Raw genomic sequence first — 25701 nt, forward strand, 5'->3', positions numbered from 1 at the left:
TTAATCACTTGATTAACTCATCGTATAATCATTTGATTAAAAATGAAAGTCTGTGCCATAAAAAAGGGCCGCCTTTCGGCAGCCCTCTTTAGACTCGATAACGAGTCGGCAAAAGCCAGGGATCAGTTGCTCGCAACACGATCCTTCGGCAACTTGAACGTCCAGACCATACCGCCCTGGTTGAAGTCCTTCACCACCTTCGCGACTTCACCACCCCAGAGTGGCACCGCACCACCCCAACCAGACGCAACGGAGACATACTGCTCGCCGTCCATGGTCCAGGTGACCGGGGTGCCAACAACGCCAGAACCGGTGTTGAACTTGTACAGCTCTTCGCCGGTCTTGGCGTCAAAAGCCTTCAGGTAACCTTCAGGCGTACCAGTGAAGACAAGATTGCCAGCGGTTGTCATCACACCACCCCACAGCGGAGCGGTGTTTTCATAACGCCAGACTTCCTTGCCGGTTTTCGGATCCATGGCGCGGAGTACGCCGATGTAATCGTCGTTGGCAGGCTTGATGGTAAAGCCTGCACCCAGGAAGGCCGCGCCTTTCTTATAGGACACCGGTTCGTTCCAGATATCCATGGACCACTCATTCGACGGCACATAGAACAGGCCGGTATCCTGGCTGTAGGCCATCGGCATCCAGTTTTTGCCACCCAGGAACGCTGGCTGGGCAACAACCACCTCACCTTTACTTCCGTCCATTGCCGAGGGATCACCCGGTCGGCCACCTTCCGTGTAGATCGGACGACCCGTTTTCGGGTCAAGCCCCTCAGCCCAGGTAATTTTGTCCACGAAGGGGAAGCCGCGAATGAAGTCGCCGTTCTCGCGATTGAGAACGTAGAAGAAACCGTTACGGTCGGCCGTAGCTGCCGCTTTCACGGTTTTTCCTTTGTCTTTGTAATCGAACGAAATCAGCTCGTTGACACCATCGTAGTCCCAGCCATCGTGGGGCGTGGTCTGGAAGTGCCACTTGATACTGCCGTCGTCCGGATTGATCGCCACCCGTGATGAGGAGAACAGGTTGTCGCCGGGGCGCAGGTGTGAGTTCCACGGGGCGGGGTTACCGGTTCCGAAGAACAGGGAATTGGTATCAGGGTCATAGGTGCCGCCCAGCCAGGTCGCAGCACCGCCGTTCTTCCACATGTCCCCCGGCCAGGTCTGTCCGGCTTTACCACCGGAAATACCATTTTCAACGGCTTTGCCCTCTTCGTAGACATAGCCCATATGCCCCTCGACGGTCGGGCGCATCCACACCAGCTCACCGGTGTTGGCGTCGTAGGCTTCCACCTTGCCGACAATACCGAACTCGCCACCGGACACACCGGTAATCACCTTGCCCTTGACGACCAGAGGTGCAGCCGTAATGGCGTAACCGGCCTGATAGTCAGCGACCTTCTTGATCCACATTGGCTTGCCGGTGTCTTTGTTCAACGCCACAAGCTTGGCATCCAGGGTGCCGAAAATGACCTTGTCGTCGTAGAGGGCAACACCACGGTTAACGACGTCACAACAGGGCATGATGCCGTCGGGCAAACGTGCGTCGTACTGCCAGATTTCCTCGCCGGTTTTGGCATCAATGGCGTATACGCGGGAGTAGGAGGCGGTCACATACATGACACCATCCTTGATCAGCGGTTGCGATTCCTGGCCGCGCATTTTCTCGCTGCCGAAGGAAAAAGCCCACACCGGCTGAAGATGCTTCACGTTGTTAGTGTTGAGATCTTCAATAATGCTGTATCGCTGGCCCTGGGTGCCCATGCCGTAACTGACAATATCACCGGGCGTTTTGTGATCGTTCATGATGTCTTCGTCGGTGACCGCATGGGCCCCGTACGATACCGCCAGCGCCAAGGCACTGGTCGCAATGCGAATCCCGAACTTGTTCGATATCATGGTTGCGCTCTCCAATTCTCTTGTTTTCGGTGCAATCGTTTTTTGTTTCAGGATGAACCGGGAACTTTTCCCGCCTCTGAAGAGATTCTTCGCTTCGGGAACAAAACCAACAATTACCCCCCGGCACTGGTTTTCTCATCACTTGGTATTACTACCTCCATAAAACAAAGCCCGCGAGGGCGTCGCGGGCTTTTTGCTGCACTCTTTCGGCTGAACCGGGAATCTGATCAAGGCCGGCCTTCGGCTTTCGCTAACGCCTCCTCGCTGAGAAACTCCCGGTAATATTGGGGAACGCTGTACCGCAGCCCGAGCTCCGCAAACAACGACTGCATATCACCGGATTTCACCAGGTCGCCGATGATGGCTTCGATCGCATAACCGAGCTGGCGATGGGTGTGCTTGATGGCCATGCCCACGTCCCAGACCTGCTTGCCAATGCCTGGAAACCCATTGCCAGCAAACTGGAACTCGTTATTCTCCGGGCGGCCCAGCTCATGGTCGATCTCGGCTCGCATTCCCATAACGGCACTCACCGCCCCATCCTGCATGGCGCCGAAGGCCTCGCGAACGTTTGGATAATGCCTGACCTGATCCCGCATGCGCCCCTGCAGACCGGAGCTCAAATAGAAATCCGGAAGGGTGTCGATCTCCACGCCGATGGGGTGGTACTGGAACTTGGCAACGGTGTCGACGCCATCAATTTTTTCCGGATTGAAGGCAATCTGCCAGGTTTCCTGCTGGTAAGGGCCGAACAACACCACCTGTTCATTGATGTATTCCCCCGTGGAGTCCTGCATGTAGGCATACTGCTTGTCATAGGGTACCCGCATCATCACGTCTGCCAGCCGGCGCTTGGCGAGGTAGTGCCCTTTCCAGACGTTGTTTCTGAGGTCATCCCCCAGGTTTTCATCAGGCACAATCCAGTGCACCTTGAATTCAACGCCCATTGCCTCGGCAATCTGCTTGCCCACTTCCACGTCAATGCCACGGGGTTCTCCGTTTACCTCGTAGGAGTACGGTGGGAAGTTTTCGTAAACACCGACTTTCAGATAACCGGATTCGAGAATGATGTCGTAGGTTCGGTCCGCAGGCCGGTTCAGTAACGGATCGCCGTCGTCCATTTCCTGCGCAGGGACCACCTGGAAAAACAGCATCAGTACGATAATACGGGACAGTGTTTTCATTGTTTTCTCCCCAACGACGTCAGGCCGGCACAGGGCCGGCCTGAGTACAGGCTTTGTGTGAAGATCCGTGAGGCGATCATTCCGGCTTCGGCAGAGACTCCACATACGTCCGAATCGCCCATATGGCGTTCTGGTCCAAGGTCTTCTTCCACGCGGGCATGCCGCGGTCAGTACCATTGAGAACCCGGGTAACGTAGTACTCGTCATCCCACTCGGTCAGCTCCCTCAGATCGGGCGTCAGGCCACCTGACATGGCGCGGATGCCGTGGCAACCAGCGCAGTTGCCGGCATAGGCACTCTCACCCACGGCCACAGCCTGGGCATTGTGCTTGCCATACTCATTACCTTCCCGAAACGGGTTCTGCGATCGCACTTCGTCTCCGAGTTCAGGCAGGTCACCTGTGTCCACCTCTTGCGGAGTCACATTGCCGTGCGCCATTACCAGGCCAGCAGCCCCCAAAAGAATGGTTGCCAACAGCGTGTGAAGTGAAAAGGACGTGGTCATTGTTGCTACCTCTGCTATTTGATTCTTCATCCATTGGCTGTGGCTTATATCAGACGCCAATGTGCTTGCTAACAGTCTAGAAATCGCACCGCTTAATCCGAATGCCACTTTGGAGGTTTTGGTCTAGTTCCTTGGTAGTAGATGCAAGGCACTGCAGCAAAAATCTCATCCTTTAGTACCGGTAGATTCCTACTTTCTGAATATTTCTGGGACTTTTCCGCTTCTCTAAGCTGGAGGAACAACAACAAACCGGAGAATGTCATGTCTCTTTTGTTCAGGACTGCAGCCGTATTACTGGCAGCGACCTTCGGCATGGCCCCGCTGAAGGCCGATTCTCTGGAAGTACATGTCGGGTATGTGCAATGGGTGCCAGACCAGGGGCCGGTTCTGTCCAATGTTATTCCGGAACCGGAGGATGCCGGTCTCAAAGGCGCTGAACTGGGGTTGCAGGACAACAGCACCACCGGGAAGTTTCTCGGCCAGACCTACACCCTGAAAAGTACCGTTGCCGACTCGGAAGCCGAGGCGATCGCCGCTATCGAACAACTGCGCAAATCCGGTATCGAGCTGTTTGTGGTCAACGCTCCGGAACAGACACTCAAGAGCATGATCGCAAAGGCGGGCGCAGACACACTCCTGTTTAACGCCGGTTCAAAAGCGGATGGGCTTCGAACCACCGAATGCAACGCCAACCTGCTCCACACCATGCCCAGTTACGCCATGCTGACCGACGCACTGGCACAGTGGCTGAACCAGCGTCGCTGGGACGAGATTTTCATGATTACCGGGCCCACTGACGACGATAAAGACTGGGCCAATGCCTTCCGCCGCTCCGCCAAACGATTCGGCCTGGAGATTATTGAAGACAAGCCATGGACCTTTGACGCCGACCTTCGCCGCACCGCCTCCAAGGAGCTGCCGTTGTTTACCCAGGCCAGCGATTACGATGCCGTGGTGGTGGCCGATGTCCGGGGTGATTTCGGCGAGTACGTGCCGTTCAATACCTGGCTGCCGCGCCCCGTCGTCGGTACCCAGGGAATGTCCCCCGTGACCTGGCACCGGGTGGTGGAAAGCTGGGGTGCCGCTCAGCTGCAGAATCGTTTCCGGGACCTGGCTGGCCGCGACATGAACGGCGAAGACTATGCCGCCTGGGCGGCCATTCGTTCCATCGGCACGGCGGTAACAAGCCTGGGTAGCGCGGAGCCAGCTGATGTTCGGCGCTTCCTGTTCAGCGATACATTCCAGCTCGCCGCGTTCAAGGGCCGCAAGCTGACTTATCGCAACTGGAACGGCCAGCTCCGCCAGCCGATTCCCCTGGTTCATCCCAGGGGCCTGGTCGCCCGGGCACCGTTCGAGGGCTTCCTGCATCCCCACACGGAAATGGACACGCTCGGTTTTGACAAACCAGAGAGTAAATGCCGGATCAACGGCTGATTGCCTCGATGCCAGCGCACCCACAACCAACAAGGAGCTACACCATGATGTCTCTGTTCAAACACACCGCCCTGGCTGCCATGATCGGCCTCTCCACGCCAGCATTCGCCAGCCTTGCTTACGTGTCCAATGAGAAAGACGACACCCTTTCCATTATCGATACAGAGTCCATGGAGGTGATCGACACCATTGAGGTCGGCGCCCGCCCGCGGGGCATTCTGCTGTCCAAGGACCATACCAAGCTCTATATCTGTGCCAGCGACGACGACACCGTTCAGGTGCTGGATCTGGCCACCCGCAAGATCGTCGACACTCTGCCCTCCGGTGAGGATCCGGAACAGTTTGCCCTACATCCCAACAACCGGCATCTCTACATCTCCAATGAAGATGACGCCATCGTGACCGTGGTGGATGTCTCCAATAAGGACGTGTTGGCCCAGATCGACGTCGGCATCGAGCCGGAGGGCATGGCGGTGAGCCCGGATGGCAAGTGGGCGGTCAACACCAGTGAAACCACCAGCATGCTGCACTGGATCAACACCGAAACCTTCGAAATCGAAAAGAATATTGTGGTGGGCCAGCGCCCCCGCCATGTGGAGTTCACAAAGGACAGCAAAATCGCCTGGGCGTCTGCCGAAATCGGCGGAACGGTGCACATTATCGATGTGGACAATCTGGAGCAGATCCATGAGATGTCTTTCAAAGTTCCAGGTGTTAACCAGGACCGTGTACAGCCTGTGGGTATCGAGCTGACGGACGACGGCAAGTACGCCTTCGTGGCCCTCGGCCCGTCCAATCACGTCGCCGTAGTGGATGCACAAACCTATGAAGTGCTGGACTACCTGCTGGTCGGCAGCCGAGTCTGGCAACTGGTTCTGGACAAGGACCAGAAGCACTTGTACACCACCAACGGCGTTTCCGGAGACGTTTCGGTGATCGATGTCGAAGATTTGAAGGTCATCAAATCCATCAAGGTCGGCCGCTACCCCTGGGGTGTGGTCATTGATCCGTCTTCCTGAACCACCATGACCATTGAAGCCAGCCATATCAGCTTTCGCTACGGCGACACGCCCGTGCTCAAGGAGGTCAGCTTCGCGCTGACCTCTGGTCGGTTCCACGCCCTTCTGGGCCCGAACGGCGCCGGCAAGTCGACACTGTTTGGTTTGCTGACCCGGCTTCTCGCGCTCCAACAGGGCGAACTCCTGCTGGCAGGCCAATCGTTGAAAAAGCAGCCCTCCGAAGCCATGCGCCAGATTGGTGTGGTGTTCCAGCAAAACGCTCTGGATCTGGACCTGACAGTGCGCCAGAACCTGCAGTATCACGCCGCGCTGCACGGCTTATCCCGCAAGGAGGCCCGGTATCGAGGCGACCGGGAACTGGAACGATTCGAGCTGCTCGCGCGGGCGAACGAGCCGGTACGGAAGCTCAATGGCGGCCACCGCCGACGCGTGGAAATAGCCCGCGCCTTGCTTCATGAACCCACTCTGCTGCTGCTTGATGAACCCACCGTCGGCCTGGATGTGGCAAGTCGCAGAGCACTCAACGAACATGTGCGCATTCTCTGCGCCGAGGCCGGCCTGACCGTGCTGTGGGCGACGCATCTGATCGAGGAGGTGCAACAGGACGACCGGGTATTGATCCTGCACCAGGGCCAACTGCTGGCCGACGGCGCCGGCCACGACATTTGCGAAGCCGAAGGCACCCGGGACCTGGCGGAAACCTTCCATACCCTGACTGGAGCCGGATAATCATGAAAGCGGCCCATTACTGGCACTGTTTTGTCGGCATCCAGACCCGGGAGTGGTTGCGCTTCTGGCAGCAACGCACCCGTTTCGCCAGCGCCCTGGTTCGGCCGCTTCTGTGGCTGGTGGTGTTCGCCGCCGGCTTCCGGGCGGTGCTGGGCATTTCCATTATTCCGCCCTATCAGACCTACATCACCTACGAGACCTACATCGCCCCCGGGCTGTGCGGGATGATCATCCTGTTCAACAGCATGCAAGGGGCGCTTTCCATGGTGTATGACCGGGAGCTTGGCAGCATGCGGGTGTTATTGATGAGCCCTCTGCCACGGCCCTTCCTGCTGGTGACCAAGTTGCTGGCGATGGGGGTGGTGTCGGTTGGGCAGGTGTATGTGTTCCTGCTTCTGGCCCTGTTGGTGGATGTAGAGCCACCGTTGTGGGGGTATCTGGCCGTCTTGCCAGCCCTGATACTAACCAGTCTGATGCTGGGGGCACTGGGCCTGCTGATCGCCACCTGGATCAAACAACTGGAAAACTTCGCGGGGGTCATGAACTTTGTCATTTTCCCGATGTTTTTCATGTCTTCGGCACTGTATCCCCTCTGGAAGATGAACGAAGCCAGCCCCTGGCTGTACTGGATCTGCCAGTTCAATCCGTTCACACACGCCGTGGAGGCGATCCGGTTTTCGCTGTATCTGGAGTGGAACCCGACAGCCTATGGCATCACCGCAGGTGTGACGATTGTGCTGGCCCTACTCGCCACGGCCGGGTTTCGGCCTCAACGAACGAAGATACTGGGGACAAAGCCTGCCTGACCGAAAGGCACTCGGCAGGCAGGATAACTGCTTACCAACCTTCCGTTGGTATGCCGTGTTCTTTGAGGTAATCGCCGTGCTCTTCCAGATAGTTTCGGGTTCCTACCTCAAAATCATCTGGGTCACCCGGCACTTCGGTCGCCTTCATTCGCATTACTTCTATCTCGTTGCCTATCTGGTTCGAGATCCAAACCACTACAGTGCCGCCAGGAGCCAAGCCAATGATCATGGTGTCTCGTGGACCAGAACGCACATCAACCTGGGTTACGTAGGATGCAGGTTTCCGCATGCGTTCCAACAGATTCGTCGGCACTTCGATCAGCTTGACGTAATACTTCTGCTCGGCAAATGAGAACCATCGTATCCAAATCAGTTCTGGAAACGGATCAACCCTAGATCCCGGGCCAGTTGGGCCATTAGGCCCCTCCCAGCAGCAACCTACGTAGCCGACGGGCTGACGCCAACTCTGCTCGCCAGTCTTCTCTAAAAACATTTCTACCCCCCAAACATCATAGTGTTTGGGAGCAGCCACATCGATATACCAAATGAGATCACTATCTTGCGAAAAAGCGCAGCCACTGACCAATACAGCTATCACTAACACCCAAGCGACCGAGATCTTCCTAACCATTATTCGCCTTCCATCTGTGGATAAACCAAACGCTCTCTGGAGGGCGCTGGCGAGTTGGGGTAAACCCCCTCAATTGTCACTGTTTCACCCGCAACCTGAGTCGTGACACGGTTATAGTGCGAGGAGTGATGGATATACCGCTGAAGCAACAAGTTCAAATCTTTTGGTGCAAGTGAAGGCGAGTCATTACCCACGCCAACCTGATCGACAAGTTCTGAGAAAATGGGCTCCAGTTCTTCTGGTAGCGCGTTATCACTTTTTTTCGCGTCGAAGACATTGAACGGCACCTTAGCCTCTCTCGCCAAATAGTGCATCAACCGCATAGCAATTCTCGAATACTCCCCTCGGACCTGGCGCTGCATCCGCAACACTAGATCGACTCGGCCATCTGGGGCAGGATGGTCGTATCGTCGGCTGATGATCTCGAGTCGCGCGGGTTCTCCAGAACCCGGATCGACTGGCCAATTCTGAGCGTGGCCTGATCGCTGCACAGGCAGGTTATGGGGACCAACCCACCCTTCCGCCGCAATTTGCTGTCTTTGAACCTCCAAATCGTCCCATTGCATGGTTTTCTCTGGCCAGCGCAGCCGGTTTTGTGGCACGTGTAGAATCGGACTCAGTAACACCTCTTCTCTCTGGTTGTCGCTGTAGCCACCACCTATATCAGAATGGACACCCGGCAGGTTTATTTCCCGGAAGTTGGCAGGCAAGCTGCCATCGCGACTTCTTAGACTGTTCAGGGCGAAATTTTTACGGTGCTCGTGAGCAGCAGTCAGATGTACCGCCCTACCTACCTTGTCCGAATCCAGATACAGCCTTACAGGATGATTGCGTTCATTGTGAGCCGAAAAGTCTCCAGCTGCAGGATTGACAATTGCTGCCACGGAGTCGAACAGACCCACAAAACGGATCTCTAGTTGCTTTGGCCAAGATATACCGTTCTCGAAAAAGATCTTGGCTAGGAGACCGCTCTCTCCTTTGTTGATCTCATGAACAGCATGGCGGGCAGCGGACGCACCCCGACTGAAGCCAAACAAGTCGAGGGTTAATCTCTCAAAAGGTCTATTTAGCTGCTCAACAGATAACGTTTGTAGAATTTCCTTCACCTCTCGAGCCAGATCCACAAACACGCCCCTCACCTGCTGGACAACACCAAACTCTCCCATACCAGTTAACGCCCCATATAAAACATCGTCACCTCCGGTCTTGGTGCCTACACCGGGAGCATACAATTTGCGCCTATACGTAACGGCATCATCCAGTTCGTTAAGATCTTCTACATACAAGTCCCATAATTTAGCCACATTACTAAGGCCATTGGCGTAACTATCCCCCATAATCAAGCGAATTCGCCACTCACACTCCTCCCGACTTATTTCATCGTTTTCATAGGGAGTGAGACAATCTCGCTCCAACTGCTCAGCAAACGAGCGTGCATTGGCGGCGTTGTTCATGGTGCCGTCGGTAAATATTCCAACCTCAAGGTGCACTTTGGGGTGTGCAGCCTTGGTATCTGCCGTCGCTAGTGCCGCAGCACTCAGCGGCGCCACCAATGCGGCAGCTCCCAGTGGCAGGCTTAGGCGATGGTTCTCGGTCTCTTCTTGCGACTCCTTCTCAGATCTCTGCCATTGACGATAATTCGCCGAGAACAACCCTACACCCAGCCCACCGATGCCCTGGGGATGATACTGGCCCAGCTGTTCAGGGGTGATATCGCAGGCGTTCAGCTCTGCGACGCCTTTTTTGATGGCGTAAGGTGCGCTCCTTCCACTGCCGCTTAAGCGCCAGAGCCCTCCCACCGGCAGGCTGTCGTCTGGCCGCCAGATCACTACGGGGGAAAGGGGCCTACCAGACCCGGTGTAGACCAGCATCAGTCTGCTTTCGCCGACTGCACGGCGGACGGTCTCGGCCAGATCATGGCCGCCACGGGTGTGGGGCCCAAATGCCGACTCCATGCGTGCGCGGACCCTGCCATCGTTCTGGATAAGGCGCCCGGCCATACTGGCGGCGATAAAGGGGGATTCAATGCGGGGAAGGTGGTAGGCCTTCAGGTCCCACACCGGGACCAGGTCCATAAAGCCCATCGTCAGCACTCCTTGTTGACGGTAAAAGACAAGCTGGCCATGTTAGCCGATGTTTCACGAAGGCAACAATTCGGGTGTCACGTTTCTGTCACTAAACCAGGTCTACGCCCTCGACATCTCGCAACTTCCCAAGAAGATCGCTGATCAAGCTGGGCTCCCCAACCGCATCGTCCCACTGCAACTGCGCCGGTTTGCCATCCAGGTACCATAGACGGTTCGCCAGGGTCTCAGCATCGCGACCATCATGGGTCACGCAAATCATGGCCATGCTGGCGCTTGCGTCCATGATGCCAGCAATCAGTGTTTTCAGTTCACCCGCCATAACCGGATCAAGCGACGCGAAGGGTTCATCCAGCAGCAACAGGTCCGGCTTAACCGCCAGACAGCGTGCGAGGGCCGCCCGCCGCGCCATGCCAAGAGAGAGCTGGTCTGGCAGGTAATGCCCGTATCCGGCGAGACCAACCTGGCCCAGGACGCTGTCAGCCTGCTCATCACTTGCACCGACAAGCTTGAGGTTGGCATGCAGGGTCCGCCAGGGCAGCAACCGATGCTCCTGGAACAGGTAGCCAACCCGCAGTGTGTCACGACGAATAATGGAACCCGGAGGGAGCGCCTTGTCGAGCCCGGCGATGGCGTTCAACAAGGTGGTTTTGCCGATGCCAGACGGTCCCAACAGACAAATGCGATCGCCTCGCTCAATGGTGGCGAAAACCTCGCCCAACACAGGTTTGCCAAAACTGCGCCCGGCAATCCGTAGCTCAAGCATGGGCGGCCTCCGGCTGACGCCAGCGGCTTGAGCGGCGTTCAAGGGGCTGCAGAATGGCCAGTTCAATGAGTTGCACAACAGCAATAAAAGCCAGACTGTAGGCAAGGATGGTCGCCACATCGAACACCTGAAAAGCCATGTGCAACTGGAACCCAACGCCACTGGAACGACCCAACAGTTCAACCACCAGAACGATTTTCCAGATCAGCGCCAGGCCGCCGCGCGTAGCCGCCATCAGATAGGGAAACAATTGTGGCACCCAGACCTCGCGAAACCGTTGCCATTGGGTGAACTCGTATACGGTGGCCATTTCCTCAAGGCGGTGATCCAGGCTGCGGGCCCCTTCCCGAACCGTCACCGCTACATTGGGCACTTTGTTGATCACCACCGCCATCACCGCCGCCACTTCCACCAGGCCAAACCAGACATACATCAGGATAATGGTCACCAACGCGGGCAGGTTGAGAAGCAGGACCAGCAAGGGATCAAACAGGGCATTGGTGGTTTGGGAGCGCCCCATAACGATGCCGATCCCGGTACCAAGCAGCATGGCCAGTGCAAAGGCCACCACCACACGGCCCAGGGTGACCCCAAGGTGATGCCACAGGGCTCCGGATGCGGACTCCTGCATCAGGGTATCCAGAACGTCGAGGGGCGTCGGCAGCAGCGGTGATTTAATCAACCAGGCAATTGCCGCCCAGAAAAGGACGAACAACGGCAACACCACCCAGTAACTCCAAGCTGGAGGGCGGCCTGGGAAGTCGCTCACGGCTGGCTCCGATAGAACAGGGCCGCTGGCATCAACTTGTCGCTATCGGCACCGGTATGTGTCAGCAGCCAATGTAGATCTGCAATGCGCTGATCCGTTAGCGGTAAAGGTATTCCTGCCACAAATCCTTTCCGCAACTCTTGAAACACGCCGTCGTCCGGGCTTCCCATTAATGGCCGCAGACGCTGCCAGAACATATCGCTATCCGAAAGCTCACTCTTGGCCCGCTGCAAAGATGTGGCGAAACGATCTATCAGCGCGCGATGGTCTTTCGCCCAATCAGCCGGGAAAACATACCCCAAAACCGGCAAATTCCGGTCCAGTTTGATAGCGGCCAGAAGGTCCGACATCCTGAACGCCGAGCGCCAGCCGCCCTCGCCTTTCAGGCGTGCCGCGAAATGCCAGTAGGTAATGATGACATCCACCTGCCCCCGCCTCAAAGCCTGGCTCAGCAGCGGCGGGGCTGCGAACTGCACCTCGGCAGAGTCCGCCAGATCGATACCTTGCTGCTCGGCAACCTTTTGCAACAGTATCCAGCCCTTGCTGTCCGGCCCGCCTGCAACGCCGATACGCTTGCCGGCCAAGTCGGCCACGGAGCCTATATCAGAGTCGTCAGCCACCACGATATCGCCAATCTGCGACGAGAAGGGTACGTACAGGTAAGGCATTCCGTCCTCAAAACGCGCCTGCGCCCAAAGCAGATCGGCCACAGCCCCGTTGACAGACCCACTGGTTACCGCCAGGCGAGACGCTGGCAGATTGGCGACCAGAGTGAGGTCCAACCGGTAGCCATTCTTCCAGTCCAGACCCCGGTGGAGTATATGGTCCAGCTCCCAATGCGCGGTGCCGAACTGCAACACACTGACGGACAACGTCGGCATCGCTGTTTTATCGTTGGCGTAGGCCCCGCTCGACAACATTAAACTGAGCAACAGTGCGGCGCCAGCTACCCACATCGGTCGGAGAATGGCGGAGAGACGTGCAAGGTTGTGCGTTATCAGGATTTGTTGGCTCATGCCTCCACGATACGAAGCCCGCCAGCCATCAAGAATAGTACTTTGGTGCCTGTTTTTTGGTGCGATGGTCGCATTCAACCCAGGGCGAGGATAGCGTGTAATGCAATCATCACAATAATAAACAGAGGATCGAACCCCACAGGGAGATCCCCTGTCCCAGGAGGCCGCCATGCTGAATGAGCCCGATGCCGCATTTGCTCCCGAAAAGCGCTATGATGTTTCGAAAACCATCCCTGATAACGACAACAAACCGGTGGATCCACCCATGGAGCCAACCTACAAAATATTGATCGCCGACGATCATCCTCTGTTTCGTGAGGCCATCAGCAGCGTAATATCAACCGGTTTTGACGGTAGTAAGATCATTGAAACGGCTGACCTGGATAGCGCCCTGGACATCACCCGCGAAAATGACGACCTGGACCTGATCCTGCTGGACTTGAACATGCCGGGAATGCATGGCTTGAACGGCCTGATCACATTGCGGAACGAAGCACCGACCATTCCTGTGGTGATCGTGTCAGCAGAGGAAGACAAACAGGTGGTGTTGCAGGCCATTACCTATGGTGCCTGTGGTTTCATTACCAAGTCGTCGCCCCGTGCCCAGATGACGGATGCCATCCAGCAGATCCTCAACGGCAATGTCTACCTGCCTTCAGACATCATCCGTACTGGCAAGGAAAGCACTCATCGCCGCAGTCGTCATGAGGACAACCCTATTTCCCCTGAGCTGCTGAACTCCCTGACCCGCCGCCAGTTGCTGGTACTGGAGCGCATGTCCAAGGGTGAATCCAATAAGCAGATTGCGTACAACCTGAACATTGCGGAAACCACAGTGAAAGCCCATGTCTCGGCGATTCTGCGCAAGCTGGGCGTTCACAACCGGGTGCAGGCGATCCTGTCGGCCAGTGATGTGGATTTCAGTCAGTATCTGAAACGGTAGGGGATCACCCTCTCAAAAGGTGATTCAGCGCACTGCGCAACTTCAACGGCTTCACTGGCTTGTTCATCAAAACGTGCCCCAACTCACGGATGTGCTGCTTCAACTCGTTGGTGTAATTGGCGGTAATCATGACCACCGGCGCCGGGCAATGGCGACGACCGTTGATCTCGGCCACCACATCTACCCCGTTTTCGTCGTTGTCCAGGTGATAATCCGCCAGGATAAGGTCCACGGGGCTCTTCGCCGGGTCCAACTGTCGCTCAAGATCTTCCAGAGACACCGCTGAAACCACCTGGCAGTCCCAGCCCTCCAGCAACGTCTGCATGCCCTGGCAGATGGCGTGGTCGTTGTCGATCACCCAGATTCTGGCGCCATCCAGGCCGCTGTGGCCCGATATCAGGCGGTCTTCATCCACGGTCGGCCGTTTGGGCAACAACCGCCCGACCGGCACTTTTACACTGAACACCGAGCCTTTCCCCTCTATCGAGGATACCGTCACTTCGTGGCCCAGCATGCGGGAAATCTTATCCACGATTGCCAATCCCAACCCAAGGCCCTTATCCGGCTGCGAGCCTGTGGGGCGAATGCGTTTGAACTCCTGGAAAATCTCGGTCAACTTGTCTTCCGGGATACCGGGGCCGGTGTCCCACACCTGTAGCAATACATGATCCCGATACCGGCGACACCCCAGCAGAATGCGCCCATTACCGGTATAGCGAATGGCGTTGGTGAGGAAGTTACGCAGAATCCGCGCCAGCAGCTGGGAGTCTGATTCCACGACAGCCGACGACGGCACGAAGTCCAGCGTCAGCCCCTCGGCCATCGCCATCTGGCGAAATTCACGGGCGATGTTGTTGAGCAGGTCCCGCAAGTCAAAAGCCATGACGTCCGGTTTGATCACGCCGGCATCCAGTTTGGAGATGTCCACCAAGGTGCCCAGCAGGTTTTCCACATCGTCCAGGGAGGTGCTCACCGAGCGCACCAGTCCCTCGGCTTTGGGCCCGAAGGAATGCTCCAGCAGAGCACTGGTGAACAGGCGGGCAGCATTCAGTGGCTGCAGCAAATCATGGCTGACGGCCGCCAGAAATTTGGTTTTGGACAGATTGGCGCGCTCAGCGTCCATCTTGGCGTCACGCAGCCGGGCTTCCACCGCCGCCCGCTCACTGATTTCCTGTCGCAACTGGCTGTTGAGGCCGGTAAGAGCTGCCGTACGTTCTTTCACCCGCCGTTCCAGATTATCGTACGCCTGCTCCAGTGCCAACGCGGTCTTGCGGCGGTCGGTAATGTCCCGGATCAGCACAAAAAACCCGATGACCTGCCCTTGCTCATCTACGTTGGGCACGTAGGCGCGGAGCATGTAGCGGGTCTCTCCGGTGTCGTTGGTTTCCTCGAATTCGAAGTTAACGCTGTTACCTCTGAGCACGGCCTGCATATGAGGCATTAGCCGATGGTAAAGCTCAGGTTGGTGGATATTCTCCAGGTGTTTACCGAGTGGAGACTCGCCATTGCGGCCATACCAGGCTTCATAAACCTTGTTGCAAAACTGCACGGTCATGTCCGCACCCACGTAGGCGATCAGGGCGGGCACATGGTCCGTCACCACGCGGATCCAGCGCTCACTCTCTTCAAGCGCCTTGATTCGGCGAGCCATTTCACTGTTCTTGACGTCGGTGATATCAGAGTAAAGAACAACCAGCCCGCCCTCGCGGGTATTCCTTTCCGTCATCTGTACCCAGCGGCCATTGGACAGCAGGAACACCGCCCCTTCGGAGGACTCATTCACATGCTCCTCGACCACCAGTCCGGAATTGATCGCCATAGCTTTTACGTCTGCGATTGATGTGCCAGGAGGAGGAACGTCCAGATGGGCATAGGTCCAGTAGCTGCGGAACCGGCTGTTACACTGGATAAGACGGTGCTGATGATCAAACAACACAAAGCCGTCGGCAATGCTTTCGATGGCGTCCGCCAGGCGCTGGCGTGTGGTTTCAGCCTCTTCGCGGGCCCGGTTCAGAGCCTTGTTGCTGTGCTTGAGTTCGTCCATGGTCTGGTTGAGCGCTTCTGTGCGCTCCCGCACCTGCTCCGCCAGAACCACCGAGTGTTCAAACGCCGCATAGGGTTCGGGTTTATGGGCTGAGCCGGATTCAACCCGAACAATCAGGGCGTCCCGTATTTTTCGGAGGCGTTCGTTCTCCGCCTCCAGCTCGGCAATCCGCTGATCCCTGCGGTCGTCGGGATCAGACTCAGCTATGACCGTAACCGGCATCGGGCTGACCAATCACCACCCCCGTAAACGTCTGATTGATATGCATGCCATCGAACTGTTCACCGTAGGTGTTGAATCCGATCACTTTATGGTGGCGCAGGAAGTCCGACACTTCGTCCACCACACCGGTAAATTCAGCCTCCAGGCGACGAAGAAAACAGTCGCAGCCTATGGTGACCAGCGGCGGCCCCACGACCCGCTCGGACGCTTCAATTTGTGTGCGTACACTGTCAAGAAGCGAGCCGGGCTCCATGGCGGTCATCACGATGCCAGTCTCCACCGCGCAGTAGAACGTCAGGCTTTTGTCGGCGTTCACACGCTGTACCGAACGCACAAAATAGTGTCCCCCGATCCGCACACCCATCGGTCTGAGCGCGAACACCTTACGGTCGAGTTCGTCCACCGCCACGCCCACTGCACGGGCGTAGGCTTCCGCTGCCGGTTCCGCGTTCAGCTCATACACTGTCCGGCTCTTCGCATCCGCATGAGTAACCACCAGTTTTTCTTCGCGGGCTTGCATGTGATGCGTGGAAAACACCCGGAAGTCCAACGGCGTGTTGACCAACATCACGGTGGCAGCCCCGGTGTGAAAACGGCCTTCAAAAAATACGTGAGTATTGGCCAGACGCTCGTCATCGCCCGCGGAGCCACCAAATTGCGGAATGGTGCCCAGCGCAGCATTCAGTGTCGCCAGAACCAGCTCTTCCCGGCTCGATAGCCCATCCAGCAGGGTTATGGCAAAGGTATTGCCCTTCACGGACGCCAGATCAGCATCACGGCAAGTGGACAACAGGCCATCGATGACCTCTTGAGCGTCATGAAGGGTGAAGTGCTCAAGCTCACGGATCAGAGCGCATTCAATTGAGAAATACCGTCGGTCAAAACCAATGGCGGTGATACAACCCCGACCGTAACCTTCCGGTGTAATTTCCCCCGCAGACGTACAACCACTGACCCGCACACCGTCAAAGACGTGTTCAAGGGCAATGCCCAGACGGCCAAGATCGTATTCAGCGGAACAGAAAAACAGGACACACCCCAGGTGCTCATGATTGAGCTCGCTGGCAAGATTGGTGGCGGCCAGCATCGGGTCACGAACATGGGAGCTGGCTACCCGAACAGCAGGCAGCGTGGTAACGGGTTTCATGGATACGCGCTCCGAAACCGAGTGGCTTTCACTCGATTCTACGGAATCCGCAAACGGAGCCAATGCGACTTCAGTGCTTTTAATTGGCGCGCCAAAATGATCATAAGCCATTGATTAAAAACCCTCCTGAATCAATGCCTGCTGGCGCTGCCGGTTTGCGATCAAGCAAACCGGCACTTTAGTCTTAGGAGCAAAGCCCCAGCGCCGGAAATCCTTGCCGGTGCCGGAACCTTCTTCAAGCACTCAGAACGTGATAACGGCACCCAGCGCCAGAGTGTCAAACTCTGCCGCATCCGCGCCGGTGGACTTTGTGGTCTGCTCAAACATGTTGTATTCGGCAACCAGCTTGAAGTTGCTGTTTACATCATGGAAGACCGCGACCGAGGTGTTCTCGGTTTCAAAATCCCCCTGGTCAGAGTCCGTTTCACCGTAGGACAGCACCAGACGATTGGCGCCAAGGGTATAAGACCCCTGAAGCAGGTAGCCGTCGGCGTCCTCTTCCGATGCCAGGGCCGCGTCTGTCAGCAAGACCGGAACGTCGCCCTCGGAGGTGAAACCAGAAGCCGTCAGCGACAGCCCTGCAACAGAGGCTTTAAGGCCGTAACCAAGGCCCTGGCTATCCACTTCCGTGGTTGCGTTCTCAGAGCTCTGATGGCGGCCATTCAACCAGCCTGTCAACGCCAGGCCATTCAGGTCAGCGCTGTAGGTGACCTCTGCTTCAAAACGCGGCGCGGACTGTTCTGACTCCGCACCCGGTGTGGTGTTGGCGGGCTCAAAAATACCAGCGGCCACCTTCAAACCGCCCATATCCGGGGTTCGATAGGTAATCTGGGCAGAGGGATTGGGGTAAGGATAGCCCGTGCGTATGTTGCCAAACGAGACGCCAGTTGCCGCACCCGGAGAGCCGAATCCCATCAGGATTTCGTCCAGGAAGATGTTGGATCGGGCGTACAAACCAAAGTCCTTACCAATCAGCACCTGACCGAAAGAGCCGTCTACGGTGGCGTACAGTTGACGCACATCGATGGCGGTATCCGTCGGTGACTGAAGGCTGTCGTTGATGGTGGACCAGAACGAAGACCGGCCACCCAGGGTCAGGTCGCCCATCTCCTTGCTGAAGTTGAAACCAATCGTGTTGGGCAGGAATCCCATCTTGACGTCGGAGTTGCGGGTGTCGTTCAGCTTGTCGTCACGATTGACATAGAAGGCGTTGAAATAGCCATCCACGGAAAAGCTGGTTCCGTCTTCGTTGTACACTTCGATGGCCGCGTTTGCGCCGGCGCTGACCGACATCGCACCAGCCATTGCAATCGCCAGCCCTGACTTTCGGAAATTGTTGTTGTTCATAAACTCCCCCGGTTTTTATTGAATCTGGGTGTTGAGCAGCGGGTGGTTACCCGTGTCTCAGGCGCATTCTTTCGCCTGAATTCAATGGTCGGTGAAGCAGCGGGGGTGGAAAATGCGCCAAGGGGGCAGGTTTTCTGATCTTTTAGGAGGCTATGAAAACAGGACTTTGGAACTACGACCCGTCAGATAGGGAAGCATTCCAACTCTTGCAGGCAGTCATCCAGGAAGGACTCGGGATCGGCCATGACAGCCTCATCGGCCACCACACCAAATTGGACCTGGCCAGCGTAACTGACAATGCTGACGCCGAGCCCGATATCCCCGGCCTGAGGTACCCAGAACATTTGTTCCAGAATGCGGCAACCGGCCAGGTAGCGTTGTTCCCGGGTACCGGGGACATTGGACACCACCGCACTGGCCTTGCGGTAGAACAGGTCGGCTACCGGCTGACGCCAGGCTTCGGGAATCAGCGACGCGCTGCCGGTCAACGCCCAGGACAGGCCAGGCTGCCAACTTTTCTTGAGTTTTCGGGTTTCATGCTTGATGCGGAACAGCCGCTCCAGGGCGCTTTCACCATCCACCGGCAACGGCACGAATACGGTTCCGAAATAGTTGCCCAAAGTACCAGGTTCTGGCTTTATCCCTTCCGGAAGCCGGCTACGTATATCCACCGGCACGGCGGCATGAAGTACGGCCTCATCCATATTGGCCCGATCTGCGACAAGCTGGTTTCGAACGGCCGCAGCCACACAACTCAACAACACATCGTTGATGGTGACACCTGTAACGGTTGCGATGCGGCGAAAGCGCTCAAGAGCCAAAGGCTGAGACCAGCGGCATTGGCGACGGCCCAGAAGTGGCCGTTTCAGAGACGAGTCCGTGTCTTCCGGCTCAACCAAAAACTGGCTGAGTTCGTTGACCAGTTTCAGGCTTTTCCAGGTGGCTCGTTCCAGGGCATTACGGCTGGCCGTTCCTCCGTTACCGGGAATATCTCCACCCTGAGCTGCCTCGTCCAACGGTACCTCGCTGGCCGCCAGTTCCCGCAACCAGGCATTGGCGGCTCGCCCCCAACGCCCGATATCAGCCTGCTCCGGCGCACCGTAAAGCACTGGCGCCTGTTGTGGTGAAGGCGGGCACAGGCGGTCAAATATGCCCAACAGGGAGAGCCCATCTGCGTAGCAATGGTGCATCCGCACCAACAACGCAGCACCGCCCTCGGCATCGGGAAGCAGCCAGAATTTCCAGAGCGGGCGATACTCGGGCAGGGGCTGATTCAACCGAGCTGACACCCAATCCTGCAGGGTCTCCCGGTCAAAGTCACCGCTCACCACCTCCAAATGGTGGTGAAGCGAAAACACCGGGTCTTCTTCCCACCACCAGCCGGGCGCGCGGCGAACCGGCATATACCGGAAACGCTCCCACGCTAGCCAGTAGATTTGCAGAAATTCCTGCAGCCGGGCTTCCGTGAGACCCTCCACCCTCAACATGACCGTGATGGTCATCGGGTTTTCGGGCCGCTCAAGAGCCAGCCAGGCCGAGTCCACAGGCAACAGCAGATGCGATTCCTTTTGACTCAAACCTGTCTGTCCCCGGATAAATGCTGCAAGAAATGAAAAGATGACCCCGCATTGTGCCAGACAAGCCCAGAAGGCTCCATAAGGCTGTCGGCGTCACGGAGTTACAAAAAGTTACACGGAAGTAACCTTTCACCCCTATACTGGGAATAAGGCTTGATGAAATGGTTATTAGCCACGACACGTGCCCTTACGCACTGTTCGCCAAACGTCTATTGGCCCTGACTGAGCGTAAAAACAGTAATCAGTGCCAATACCTGCGGGGGCAGAAGTCGGTACAACTGAATGTACCAGCGCCCATAAAGACCAATAAAAGGCAGGCATCAGGTGCTGAAGGAGAGCAGTCATGAAAGCGAGCCATGTACGAAAACTGATAAAACCGATCGATAGCGCTTACTCGGAGATGTTCTCAGGGCGAGTCTTCCGCGTCGGCACAGGCGCTGTTTCCGTCCGCAATCACAGCGGCAAGGCCGAACAGACCGTTATTGGCGTCCACGGATTTCTGGAAAATCACTGCTACTTCACCCAGGCCTACGAAGCACCAACCACCGAACTGATCCTGCTGACCTGCAGCAACTATCATATTCCCGTAAACGGCGTGACGCCCGAAGCACCGGATTGGGAGGTGCCGATCAAGCACCTCGACGGCACTATTGAGTACGACGCCTGCATACTCAATCAGGCGCTGGCGAATCTGCCCAGTACCGACAACATTCGCGTGCACGGCCATTCCCGTGGCGGAGCTGTCATCCTTGAGGCCATCAATCAATGGCCAGAACTGTATGAAAACGTGGAATTAGTGCTGGAAGCCCCCGTGCTGCCCCAGGGACGCCTTTCTGCACTGGTGACTGCGGTACTGGAGCCGGTGAGCCACGGCATGTGGCCCTGGCTGATTCGCCTGATAAACAGTGCGCCCTCCTCCGCCTACGGCCAAACCTTCTTCGGCAAGATGAACCCGCGCAAGAAGCAGCTGCTGGGCAAACTGTTTTCCGCCACCAAAGACCACCTGACCATTGTTCGCAACATAGAGAACCTGATGGCCTGGATGGAGAGGACAGACACCAGTGTATACAGCAAGGTTCGTTACGGCACCTTCCTGATACCGGCTGTGGACCGAATACTGGATCGACAGGCCATGCTGGCCAGTGCACGCCAAAGCCCAACCACCATGCGGATCGTCGAAACCGAGGCACCCAGCCACTTCATCACCCTCGACAGCAAGGAATGGGTGCCGGGATTTGAGAGCCTGCCGGCGACAGCTCAGGGTTAGCACAGCTGCACTCAGGCCCCGGCTCCGCTAAACTGGCGCGCTTCTGTTGCAGGTCCAGTGGAGCCACCCCCCTATGTATCGTGAGCGCCTAGTCGCTACCCCAACCCATTCCGACAGCGCGCGCCGGTTGCAGCAATTGCTGCTGGACTACCACGACTTCCGCCAGCACAAAGCCACCCACCCCCTGCTGGAACACACCTTCCGAATAGCGGACTGGCAGGCGGAACGCCTGAAAGCCACCCACGCGGACCTCTATCGACACCCTGGCTACCACACCGGCCTGGAATTTCTGCTGACGGACCTCTACGCTCCCGCCGGCATGACCCAACGCGACGACAACATCGACCGCGTATTCCCGAAGATGGTGAAGTGGCTCCCGGACAACCTGCTGGACACCTTCGCCGGGCTGGTGGAGTTGAACCTGATTACCCAACGGCTGGACCTGGAGCTGGCCGAACTCTGCCATTCAAACGGCCTTTCGCCCAGCGAACTTTCCAGTGATGCCTACTGCGAGATCTTTCGCCGCAGCCAGAAACTGGAACAGCGCGAACGACAGATTACCCTGGTGGCTGAAGTGGGGCATCAGCTCGATCGCTATGTGCGCAACCGCACCCTTGGCTGGCTGCTATCAATGAGCCGGGCACCCGCTGAAATGGCGAACCTAAGCGACCTGCACAGCTTCCTCCACCGGGGCTATTCCGCGTTCCGTAAAATGGACGATGTAGACCTGCTGATTGACCGGCTGGTCACACGGGAGAAGCGGGTCATGAAGAACATCCAGGACGGCCACCCGAAACCGTTTGATCTGCCGAGTGACCTTTAACGGCAGAGGGGAACTCAGGCCTTCAGGATCTGGTCAAGCTGGGAGTGGATTTCCTGCTCAATCCGCGATTTGAACGGCCGCAGCATCATGCCCAGTTCCAGATGAACATGGAGATTGCTGTCGGTGATTTCTAACTGGCCTTTTACGCCGCTGCGCTTGAATTTGAGGTGATCCCCTTCCCACTGATAGTTCACATCAAACTGCTTTGACAGATCCTCAGCCAGGGTTTCGGCCGCTTGACGGGCGTGCTCTTTGTCGAGGGAATGAGTACGGCGTACATCAATTGTTGACATGAAACGGATATCTCCAGGATTTCGGACGCGATTTATAGTGTAAGTCGGCATTAAACTTGTAGCCACCCCCGCAAGCGTTAGAATACGGGGTTCAGATTCTGACAGGACAGGCCCATGAGCGAGCAACAACCGTCTATCGACCAGCCGCAGGCGGAAGCACCTAAAGACGACGTTACCCATTTTGGCTTTCGCAACGTGCCGAAAAGCCAGAAAGCGGGACAGGTCGCTGAAGTGTTCCATTCCGTGGCCGGCAAGTACGACCTGATGAACGACCTCATGTCCATGGGAATCCACCGCCTCTGGAAGCGCTTCACCATTGAGCTTTCCGGCGTGCGCAAGGGGCACCAGGTGCTGGATATTGCCGGTGGTACCGGCGATCTGACCATGAAGTTCTCCGACCTGGTCGGCCCAACTGGCAAGGTTGTGCTGGCCGACATCAATGCGTCCATGCTGCAGGTTGGGCGGGGTCGGCTGATGGACCGTGGCTACGCTGGCAACATCGAATACGTTCAGGCGGACGCCGAACACCTGCCGTTCCCGGACAACAGCTTTAACGCTGTGAGCATTGCCTTTGGCCTGCGTAACGTCACCGACAAGGACCAAGCCCTGCGGGATATGACCCGGGTACTGAAACCCGGTGGCAAGGTGATGGTGCTGGAGTTTTCCAAGCCGAAGAACCCTCTGCTCAGCAAAGCCTATGACGTGTATTCGTTCAATGCGCTGCCGCTGATGGGCCAGTTGATTGCCGGCGACTCCAACAGCTATCAATACCTGGCCGAGTCCATCCGCATGCATCCGGACCAGGATACACTCAAGACGATGATGGAAGAGGCCGGCCTGGTGAACTGCAAGTACTACAACATGACCGGCGGCGTGGTCGCCCTGCATGTGGGAATCAAGCCCTGATGTTTCCTGGCCCGACCCTGTTGTCCGCCGCTACCTCTATCATTGAGAGCGCGCTCAACCGAGCGCTGGCGCTGGACCCCGCTGGCAAGCGGGCGCTGATGTCAGCGCTTACGGGGCCGGTACAGTTTTCGTTGGACGGGCTCGGCCTCACACTGACGCTGCAACAGACGGGAGATCGCGTTCAGGTTGCCAGCCAGCCCTTGGAAACCCCGGCTCTGATCCTGTCCGGCCGCCCCATGGCATTTGCCGCACTGGCCACCGGCGATAACGGGGTTTTCAGCGAGGGCCGCATTGATGTGACTGGCGATACCGCCCTGGCGCACCAGTTCCAGCGCGCCATCGACCAACTCAACCCCGACTGGGAAGCCGCCATGGCCGGGTATATGGGTGATGTGCCGGCACACTTTATCGGCCAGCGCGTTCGCGGGGCTGTTCGCTGGAGCCGACAGGCGTTTACGTCCCTGAACGCCAATATTGAAGAATACATTCATGAAGAAAGCCGAAGCCTGCCCGGGCGCCGGGAGCTGGAAGCCACGTTTACCGATATCGACCGGCTGAACCTGCAGACCGAACGCCTGGAAGCCAGGATCACGCGGCTGGAGCACCCAAGAGAACAAAACCAAACGGAGACGCCGTGACGCGCCTGCAACGCCTGTTCCGCATTGCCTGGGTTTTCTGCCGTTACCGGTTGGACACCTTTCTACCGCTGGCGGAGCTGCCTGTTCCGCTGAAGGTTTTTTTCCTGTTGGCTCCCTGGCACCTGTTCCCGAAACCCAAGCTGGACCGGGGCGACCGTCTACGCCTCGCGTTTGAAGAGCTGGGGCCGGTATTCGTCAAATTCGGCCAGATCCTGTCAACACGACGGGACTTGCTGCCCGACGACATGGCGCTTTCCCTCAAACACCTGCAGGACCGGGTACCGCCTTTTCCCGGCCACGTCGCCCAGGGCATTATCGAAAAATCCCTCGGTGCGCCGGTATCGGAGCTGTTTGCGGAGTTTTCCCGCGAGCCCATGGCCTCTGCCTCAGTCGCCCAGGTGCATGCCGCCACGCTTCTCGACGGCCGGGAAGTCGTGGTCAAGGTCATCCGCCCCGACATTGAACGGGTGATCCGCCAGGACCTGGCATTGATGTACATGATGGCTGGTCTGCTGGAACGCTACTGGTCCGAAGGCCGTCGGCTGCACCCGGTGGAAGTGGTGGCGGACTACGATTCCACCATCCATGACGAACTCGACCAGCAGCGCGAAGCCGCCAACGCCAGCCAGCTGCGCCGTAATTTCGAGAACTCATCGCTGATTTACATTCCTTCCATCGACTGGGATTACACCCGCAAGTCGGTGCTGGTGATGGAGCGTATCCACGGCATTCCCATCGCCGATATTCCGGCACTGCGAGAAGCCGGCGTTGACCTGAAAGTACTGGCGGAAAAAGGGGTGGAAATCTTCTTCACCCAGGTTTTCCGCGACAGCTTCTTCCACGCCGACATGCACCCTGGCAATATTTTTGTGGATGTCAGCAACCCCGCCGACCCGAAATACATCGCCATCGATTTCGGCATCGTCGGCACCCTTGCACCGGATGACCAAAGCTACCTTGCCCGCAATTTGCTGGCATTTTTCCGCCGCGACTACCGCCAGGTGGCGGAGCTGCATATCCAGTCCGGCTGGGTGCCACCGGATACCCGCGTCAATGAATTTGAGGCGGCCATACGCACCGTTTGCGAGCCGATTTTCGAGAAACCACTGAAAGACATCTCCTTTGGTCACTTCCTGCTACGACTGTTCCAGACGGCGCGGCGCTTCAACATGGAGGTGCAACCGCAATTGGTGCTACTGCAGAAAACCCTGCTGAACGTGGAAGGCCTCGGGCGCCAGCTTTACCCGGACCTGGACCTGTGGAGTACCGCCCAGCCCTTCCTGGAAGCCTGGATGCGCAAACGCATCGGCCCGTCCGGTCTGATCAAATCCTTGCAGTCCCATTTGCCTGCCTGGCTGGAACAGTCGCCGGAAATGCCACAACTGGTACACGACGCGCTGGTGCAGTTACGCAACACGGGCTCCAACGACCACCCCAGTCGCGCTACACTGGAGCTTATTCGCGAAAGCCGTGCCCGGGCTGACCGGCGCTGGCGACGAGGAATGGCCGCAGTCGCCCTGGCTGGTGTGGCCTGGCTGAGCCTCGACCACGACCTTGCCACCATCGCGCAGACCATGCCCGTTCATGGCTGGGCTTTACTGGCCGTGGCGGCCTGGCTGGTTGTTGGCCGTGAACGAAAAAACTGACGGAAGT

Annotated in this window: 23 protein-coding genes; 10 read left to right on the forward strand and 13 right to left on the reverse strand. The window is 57.3% G+C overall.

Annotated features, from left to right (window positions below):
- Window positions 1–122 precede the first annotated feature (122 nt).
- The 3 genes from MDG893_RS07585 to pedF form a co-directional block, all read right to left on the reverse strand.
- Complete coding sequence (locus tag MDG893_RS07585; protein ID WP_007153162.1) at window positions 123–1898, reverse strand: PQQ-dependent methanol/ethanol family dehydrogenase; 1776 nt, start codon at window positions 1896–1898, stop codon at window positions 123–125.
- A 227-nt stretch (window positions 1899–2125) separates the two neighbouring features.
- Window positions 2126–3082 (reverse strand): substrate-binding periplasmic protein, encoded by a 957-nt coding sequence (locus MDG893_RS07590; RefSeq protein WP_007153163.1) that lies wholly within the window; start codon window positions 3080–3082, stop codon window positions 2126–2128.
- Window positions 3083–3158: 76 nt separating this feature from the next.
- Window positions 3159–3587: a cytochrome c-550 PedF gene (pedF, locus tag MDG893_RS07595; RefSeq protein WP_007153164.1), complete on the reverse strand. Its 429-nt coding sequence runs from the start codon at window positions 3585–3587 to the stop codon at window positions 3159–3161.
- Between the two features lie 261 nt (window positions 3588–3848).
- Between pedF and MDG893_RS07600 the strand changes: the two genes are divergently transcribed.
- From MDG893_RS07600 to MDG893_RS07615, 4 genes are read left to right on the forward strand one after another with little or no spacing between them, the layout of a single operon-like run.
- The gene (locus MDG893_RS07600) at window positions 3849–5021 is read left to right on the forward strand and encodes an ABC transporter substrate-binding protein (protein WP_007153165.1); all 1173 of its coding nucleotides are present in this window, start codon (window positions 3849–3851) and stop codon (window positions 5019–5021) included.
- A gap of 44 nt (window positions 5022–5065) precedes the next feature.
- Window positions 5066–6040, forward strand: a complete 975-nt coding sequence (locus MDG893_RS07605) for a YVTN family beta-propeller repeat protein (RefSeq protein ID WP_007153166.1) — start codon at window positions 5066–5068, stop codon at window positions 6038–6040.
- A gap of 6 nt (window positions 6041–6046) precedes the next feature.
- Window positions 6047–6769: an ABC transporter ATP-binding protein gene (locus MDG893_RS07610; protein ID WP_007153167.1), complete on the forward strand. Its 723-nt coding sequence runs from the start codon at window positions 6047–6049 to the stop codon at window positions 6767–6769.
- Between the two features lie 2 nt (window positions 6770–6771).
- The gene (locus tag MDG893_RS07615) at window positions 6772–7575 is read left to right on the forward strand and encodes an ABC transporter permease (protein WP_007153168.1); all 804 of its coding nucleotides are present in this window, start codon (window positions 6772–6774) and stop codon (window positions 7573–7575) included.
- Window positions 7576–7606: 31 nt separating this feature from the next.
- Here MDG893_RS07615 and MDG893_RS07620 read toward each other — a convergent pair whose 3' ends face one another.
- The 5 genes from MDG893_RS07620 to MDG893_RS07640 form a co-directional block, all read right to left on the reverse strand.
- The gene (locus MDG893_RS07620) at window positions 7607–8206 is read right to left on the reverse strand and encodes a DUF2931 family protein (RefSeq protein ID WP_007153169.1); all 600 of its coding nucleotides are present in this window, start codon (window positions 8204–8206) and stop codon (window positions 7607–7609) included.
- On the reverse strand, window positions 8206–10290 hold the full coding sequence (locus MDG893_RS07625) for a T6SS phospholipase effector Tle1-like catalytic domain-containing protein (RefSeq protein WP_007153170.1): 2085 nt from the start codon (window positions 10288–10290) through the stop codon (window positions 8206–8208). The genes MDG893_RS07620 and MDG893_RS07625 overlap by 1 nt, the downstream gene beginning before the upstream one ends.
- 91 nt (window positions 10291–10381) lie before the next feature.
- Window positions 10382–11056 carry an ATP-binding cassette domain-containing protein gene (locus MDG893_RS07630; RefSeq protein WP_007153171.1) on the reverse strand — a complete coding sequence of 225 codons (675 nt, stop codon included), beginning with the start codon at window positions 11054–11056 and terminating at the stop codon, window positions 10382–10384.
- Window positions 11049–11825 carry an ABC transporter permease gene (locus tag MDG893_RS07635; protein WP_040474401.1) on the reverse strand — a complete coding sequence of 259 codons (777 nt, stop codon included), beginning with the start codon at window positions 11823–11825 and terminating at the stop codon, window positions 11049–11051. Before MDG893_RS07635 ends, MDG893_RS07630 begins: the two co-directional genes overlap by 8 nt.
- On the reverse strand, window positions 11822–12841 hold the full coding sequence (locus MDG893_RS07640) for an ABC transporter substrate-binding protein (RefSeq protein WP_007153173.1): 1020 nt from the start codon (window positions 12839–12841) through the stop codon (window positions 11822–11824). Before MDG893_RS07640 ends, MDG893_RS07635 begins: the two co-directional genes overlap by 4 nt.
- 265 nt (window positions 12842–13106) lie before the next feature.
- Here MDG893_RS07640 and MDG893_RS07645 point away from each other — a divergent pair, with 265 nt between their 5' ends.
- Entirely contained in the window at window positions 13107–13784 is a 678-nt protein-coding gene (locus tag MDG893_RS07645) for a response regulator transcription factor (protein ID WP_040474417.1), read from the forward strand.
- A 4-nt stretch (window positions 13785–13788) separates the two neighbouring features.
- Here MDG893_RS07645 and MDG893_RS07650 read toward each other — a convergent pair whose 3' ends face one another.
- The 4 genes from MDG893_RS07650 to MDG893_RS07665 form a co-directional block, all read right to left on the reverse strand.
- Window positions 13789–16050, reverse strand: coding sequence for a hybrid sensor histidine kinase/response regulator (locus tag MDG893_RS07650; RefSeq protein ID WP_007153175.1), 2262 nt, complete (start codon window positions 16048–16050; stop codon window positions 13789–13791).
- On the reverse strand, window positions 16028–17197 hold the full coding sequence (nosP, locus tag MDG893_RS07655) for a nitric oxide-sensing protein NosP (protein WP_040474418.1): 1170 nt from the start codon (window positions 17195–17197) through the stop codon (window positions 16028–16030). Before nosP ends, MDG893_RS07650 begins: the two co-directional genes overlap by 23 nt.
- Before the next feature lie 243 nt (window positions 17198–17440).
- Window positions 17441–18544 (reverse strand): porin, encoded by a 1104-nt coding sequence (locus MDG893_RS07660; RefSeq protein WP_007153177.1) that lies wholly within the window; start codon window positions 18542–18544, stop codon window positions 17441–17443.
- 182 nt (window positions 18545–18726) lie between these two features.
- On the reverse strand, window positions 18727–20121 hold the full coding sequence (locus MDG893_RS07665) for a WS/DGAT domain-containing protein (protein WP_007153178.1): 1395 nt from the start codon (window positions 20119–20121) through the stop codon (window positions 18727–18729).
- Between the two features lie 343 nt (window positions 20122–20464).
- On the opposite strand from MDG893_RS07665, the gene MDG893_RS07670 reads away from it, so the two are divergent.
- Complete coding sequence (locus MDG893_RS07670) at window positions 20465–21388, forward strand: hypothetical protein (RefSeq protein ID WP_007153179.1); 924 nt, start codon at window positions 20465–20467, stop codon at window positions 21386–21388.
- 73 nt (window positions 21389–21461) lie between these two features.
- Window positions 21462–22211 carry a DUF8198 family protein gene (locus MDG893_RS07675; RefSeq protein ID WP_007153180.1) on the forward strand — a complete coding sequence of 250 codons (750 nt, stop codon included), beginning with the start codon at window positions 21462–21464 and terminating at the stop codon, window positions 22209–22211.
- A 14-nt stretch (window positions 22212–22225) separates the two neighbouring features.
- On the opposite strand, the gene MDG893_RS07680 is transcribed toward MDG893_RS07675, so the two are convergent.
- On the reverse strand, window positions 22226–22504 hold the full coding sequence (locus tag MDG893_RS07680; RefSeq protein WP_007153181.1) for a polyhydroxyalkanoic acid system family protein: 279 nt from the start codon (window positions 22502–22504) through the stop codon (window positions 22226–22228).
- A 114-nt stretch (window positions 22505–22618) separates the two neighbouring features.
- Between MDG893_RS07680 and ubiE the strand changes: the two genes are divergently transcribed.
- Genes ubiE through ubiB form a run of 3 tightly spaced genes read left to right on the forward strand, consistent with a single transcriptional unit; the run spans window position 22619 to window position 25694 of the window.
- Complete coding sequence (ubiE, locus tag MDG893_RS07685; RefSeq protein WP_007153182.1) at window positions 22619–23410, forward strand: bifunctional demethylmenaquinone methyltransferase/2-methoxy-6-polyprenyl-1,4-benzoquinol methylase UbiE; 792 nt, start codon at window positions 22619–22621, stop codon at window positions 23408–23410.
- Complete coding sequence (locus MDG893_RS07690; protein ID WP_007153183.1) at window positions 23410–24048, forward strand: ubiquinone biosynthesis accessory factor UbiJ; 639 nt, start codon at window positions 23410–23412, stop codon at window positions 24046–24048. The genes ubiE and MDG893_RS07690 overlap by 1 nt, the downstream gene beginning before the upstream one ends.
- A complete protein-coding gene (ubiB, locus tag MDG893_RS07695; protein WP_007153184.1) occupies window positions 24045–25694 on the forward strand; it encodes a ubiquinone biosynthesis regulatory protein kinase UbiB in 1650 nt (549 codons plus the stop codon). The genes MDG893_RS07690 and ubiB overlap by 4 nt, the downstream gene beginning before the upstream one ends.
- Window positions 25695–25701: the final 7 nt, after the last annotated feature.

It is taken from the genome of Marinobacter algicola DG893 (assembly GCF_000170835.1).
GTDB classification, from domain to species: domain Bacteria; phylum Pseudomonadota; class Gammaproteobacteria; order Pseudomonadales; family Oleiphilaceae; genus Marinobacter; species Marinobacter algicola.

Excerpts from the sequence above, each read along its gene's own strand:
- MDG893_RS07585 (WP_007153162.1), bottom strand. The coding sequence starts at position 1,898 with ATGATATCGAACAAGTTCGGGATTCGCATTGCGACCAGTGCCTTGGCG.
- MDG893_RS07590 (WP_007153163.1), bottom strand. The coding sequence starts at position 3,082 with ATGAAAACACTGTCCCGTATTATCGTACTGATGCTGTTTTTCCAGGTG.
- pedF (WP_007153164.1), bottom strand. The coding sequence starts at position 3,587 with ATGACCACGTCCTTTTCACTTCACACGCTGTTGGCAACCATTCTTTTG.
- MDG893_RS07600 (WP_007153165.1), top strand. The coding sequence starts at position 3,849 with ATGTCTCTTTTGTTCAGGACTGCAGCCGTATTACTGGCAGCGACCTTC.
- MDG893_RS07605 (WP_007153166.1), top strand. The coding sequence starts at position 5,066 with ATGATGTCTCTGTTCAAACACACCGCCCTGGCTGCCATGATCGGCCTC.
- MDG893_RS07610 (WP_007153167.1), top strand. The coding sequence starts at position 6,047 with ATGACCATTGAAGCCAGCCATATCAGCTTTCGCTACGGCGACACGCCC.
- MDG893_RS07615 (WP_007153168.1), top strand. The coding sequence starts at position 6,772 with ATGAAAGCGGCCCATTACTGGCACTGTTTTGTCGGCATCCAGACCCGG.
- MDG893_RS07620 (WP_007153169.1), bottom strand. The coding sequence starts at position 8,206 with ATGGTTAGGAAGATCTCGGTCGCTTGGGTGTTAGTGATAGCTGTATTG.
- MDG893_RS07625 (WP_007153170.1), bottom strand. The coding sequence starts at position 10,290 with ATGGGCTTTATGGACCTGGTCCCGGTGTGGGACCTGAAGGCCTACCAC.
- MDG893_RS07630 (WP_007153171.1), bottom strand. The coding sequence starts at position 11,056 with ATGCTTGAGCTACGGATTGCCGGGCGCAGTTTTGGCAAACCTGTGTTG.
- MDG893_RS07640 (WP_007153173.1), bottom strand. The coding sequence starts at position 12,841 with ATGAGCCAACAAATCCTGATAACGCACAACCTTGCACGTCTCTCCGCC.
- MDG893_RS07645 (WP_040474417.1), top strand. The coding sequence starts at position 13,107 with ATGGAGCCAACCTACAAAATATTGATCGCCGACGATCATCCTCTGTTT.
- MDG893_RS07650 (WP_007153175.1), bottom strand. The coding sequence starts at position 16,050 with ATGCCGGTTACGGTCATAGCTGAGTCTGATCCCGACGACCGCAGGGAT.
- nosP (WP_040474418.1), bottom strand. The coding sequence starts at position 17,197 with ATGAAACCCGTTACCACGCTGCCTGCTGTTCGGGTAGCCAGCTCCCAT.
- MDG893_RS07660 (WP_007153177.1), bottom strand. The coding sequence starts at position 18,544 with ATGAACAACAACAATTTCCGAAAGTCAGGGCTGGCGATTGCAATGGCT.
- MDG893_RS07670 (WP_007153179.1), top strand. The coding sequence starts at position 20,465 with ATGAAAGCGAGCCATGTACGAAAACTGATAAAACCGATCGATAGCGCT.
- MDG893_RS07675 (WP_007153180.1), top strand. The coding sequence starts at position 21,462 with ATGTATCGTGAGCGCCTAGTCGCTACCCCAACCCATTCCGACAGCGCG.
- MDG893_RS07680 (WP_007153181.1), bottom strand. The coding sequence starts at position 22,504 with ATGTCAACAATTGATGTACGCCGTACTCATTCCCTCGACAAAGAGCAC.
- ubiE (WP_007153182.1), top strand. The coding sequence starts at position 22,619 with ATGAGCGAGCAACAACCGTCTATCGACCAGCCGCAGGCGGAAGCACCT.
- MDG893_RS07690 (WP_007153183.1), top strand. The coding sequence starts at position 23,410 with ATGTTTCCTGGCCCGACCCTGTTGTCCGCCGCTACCTCTATCATTGAG.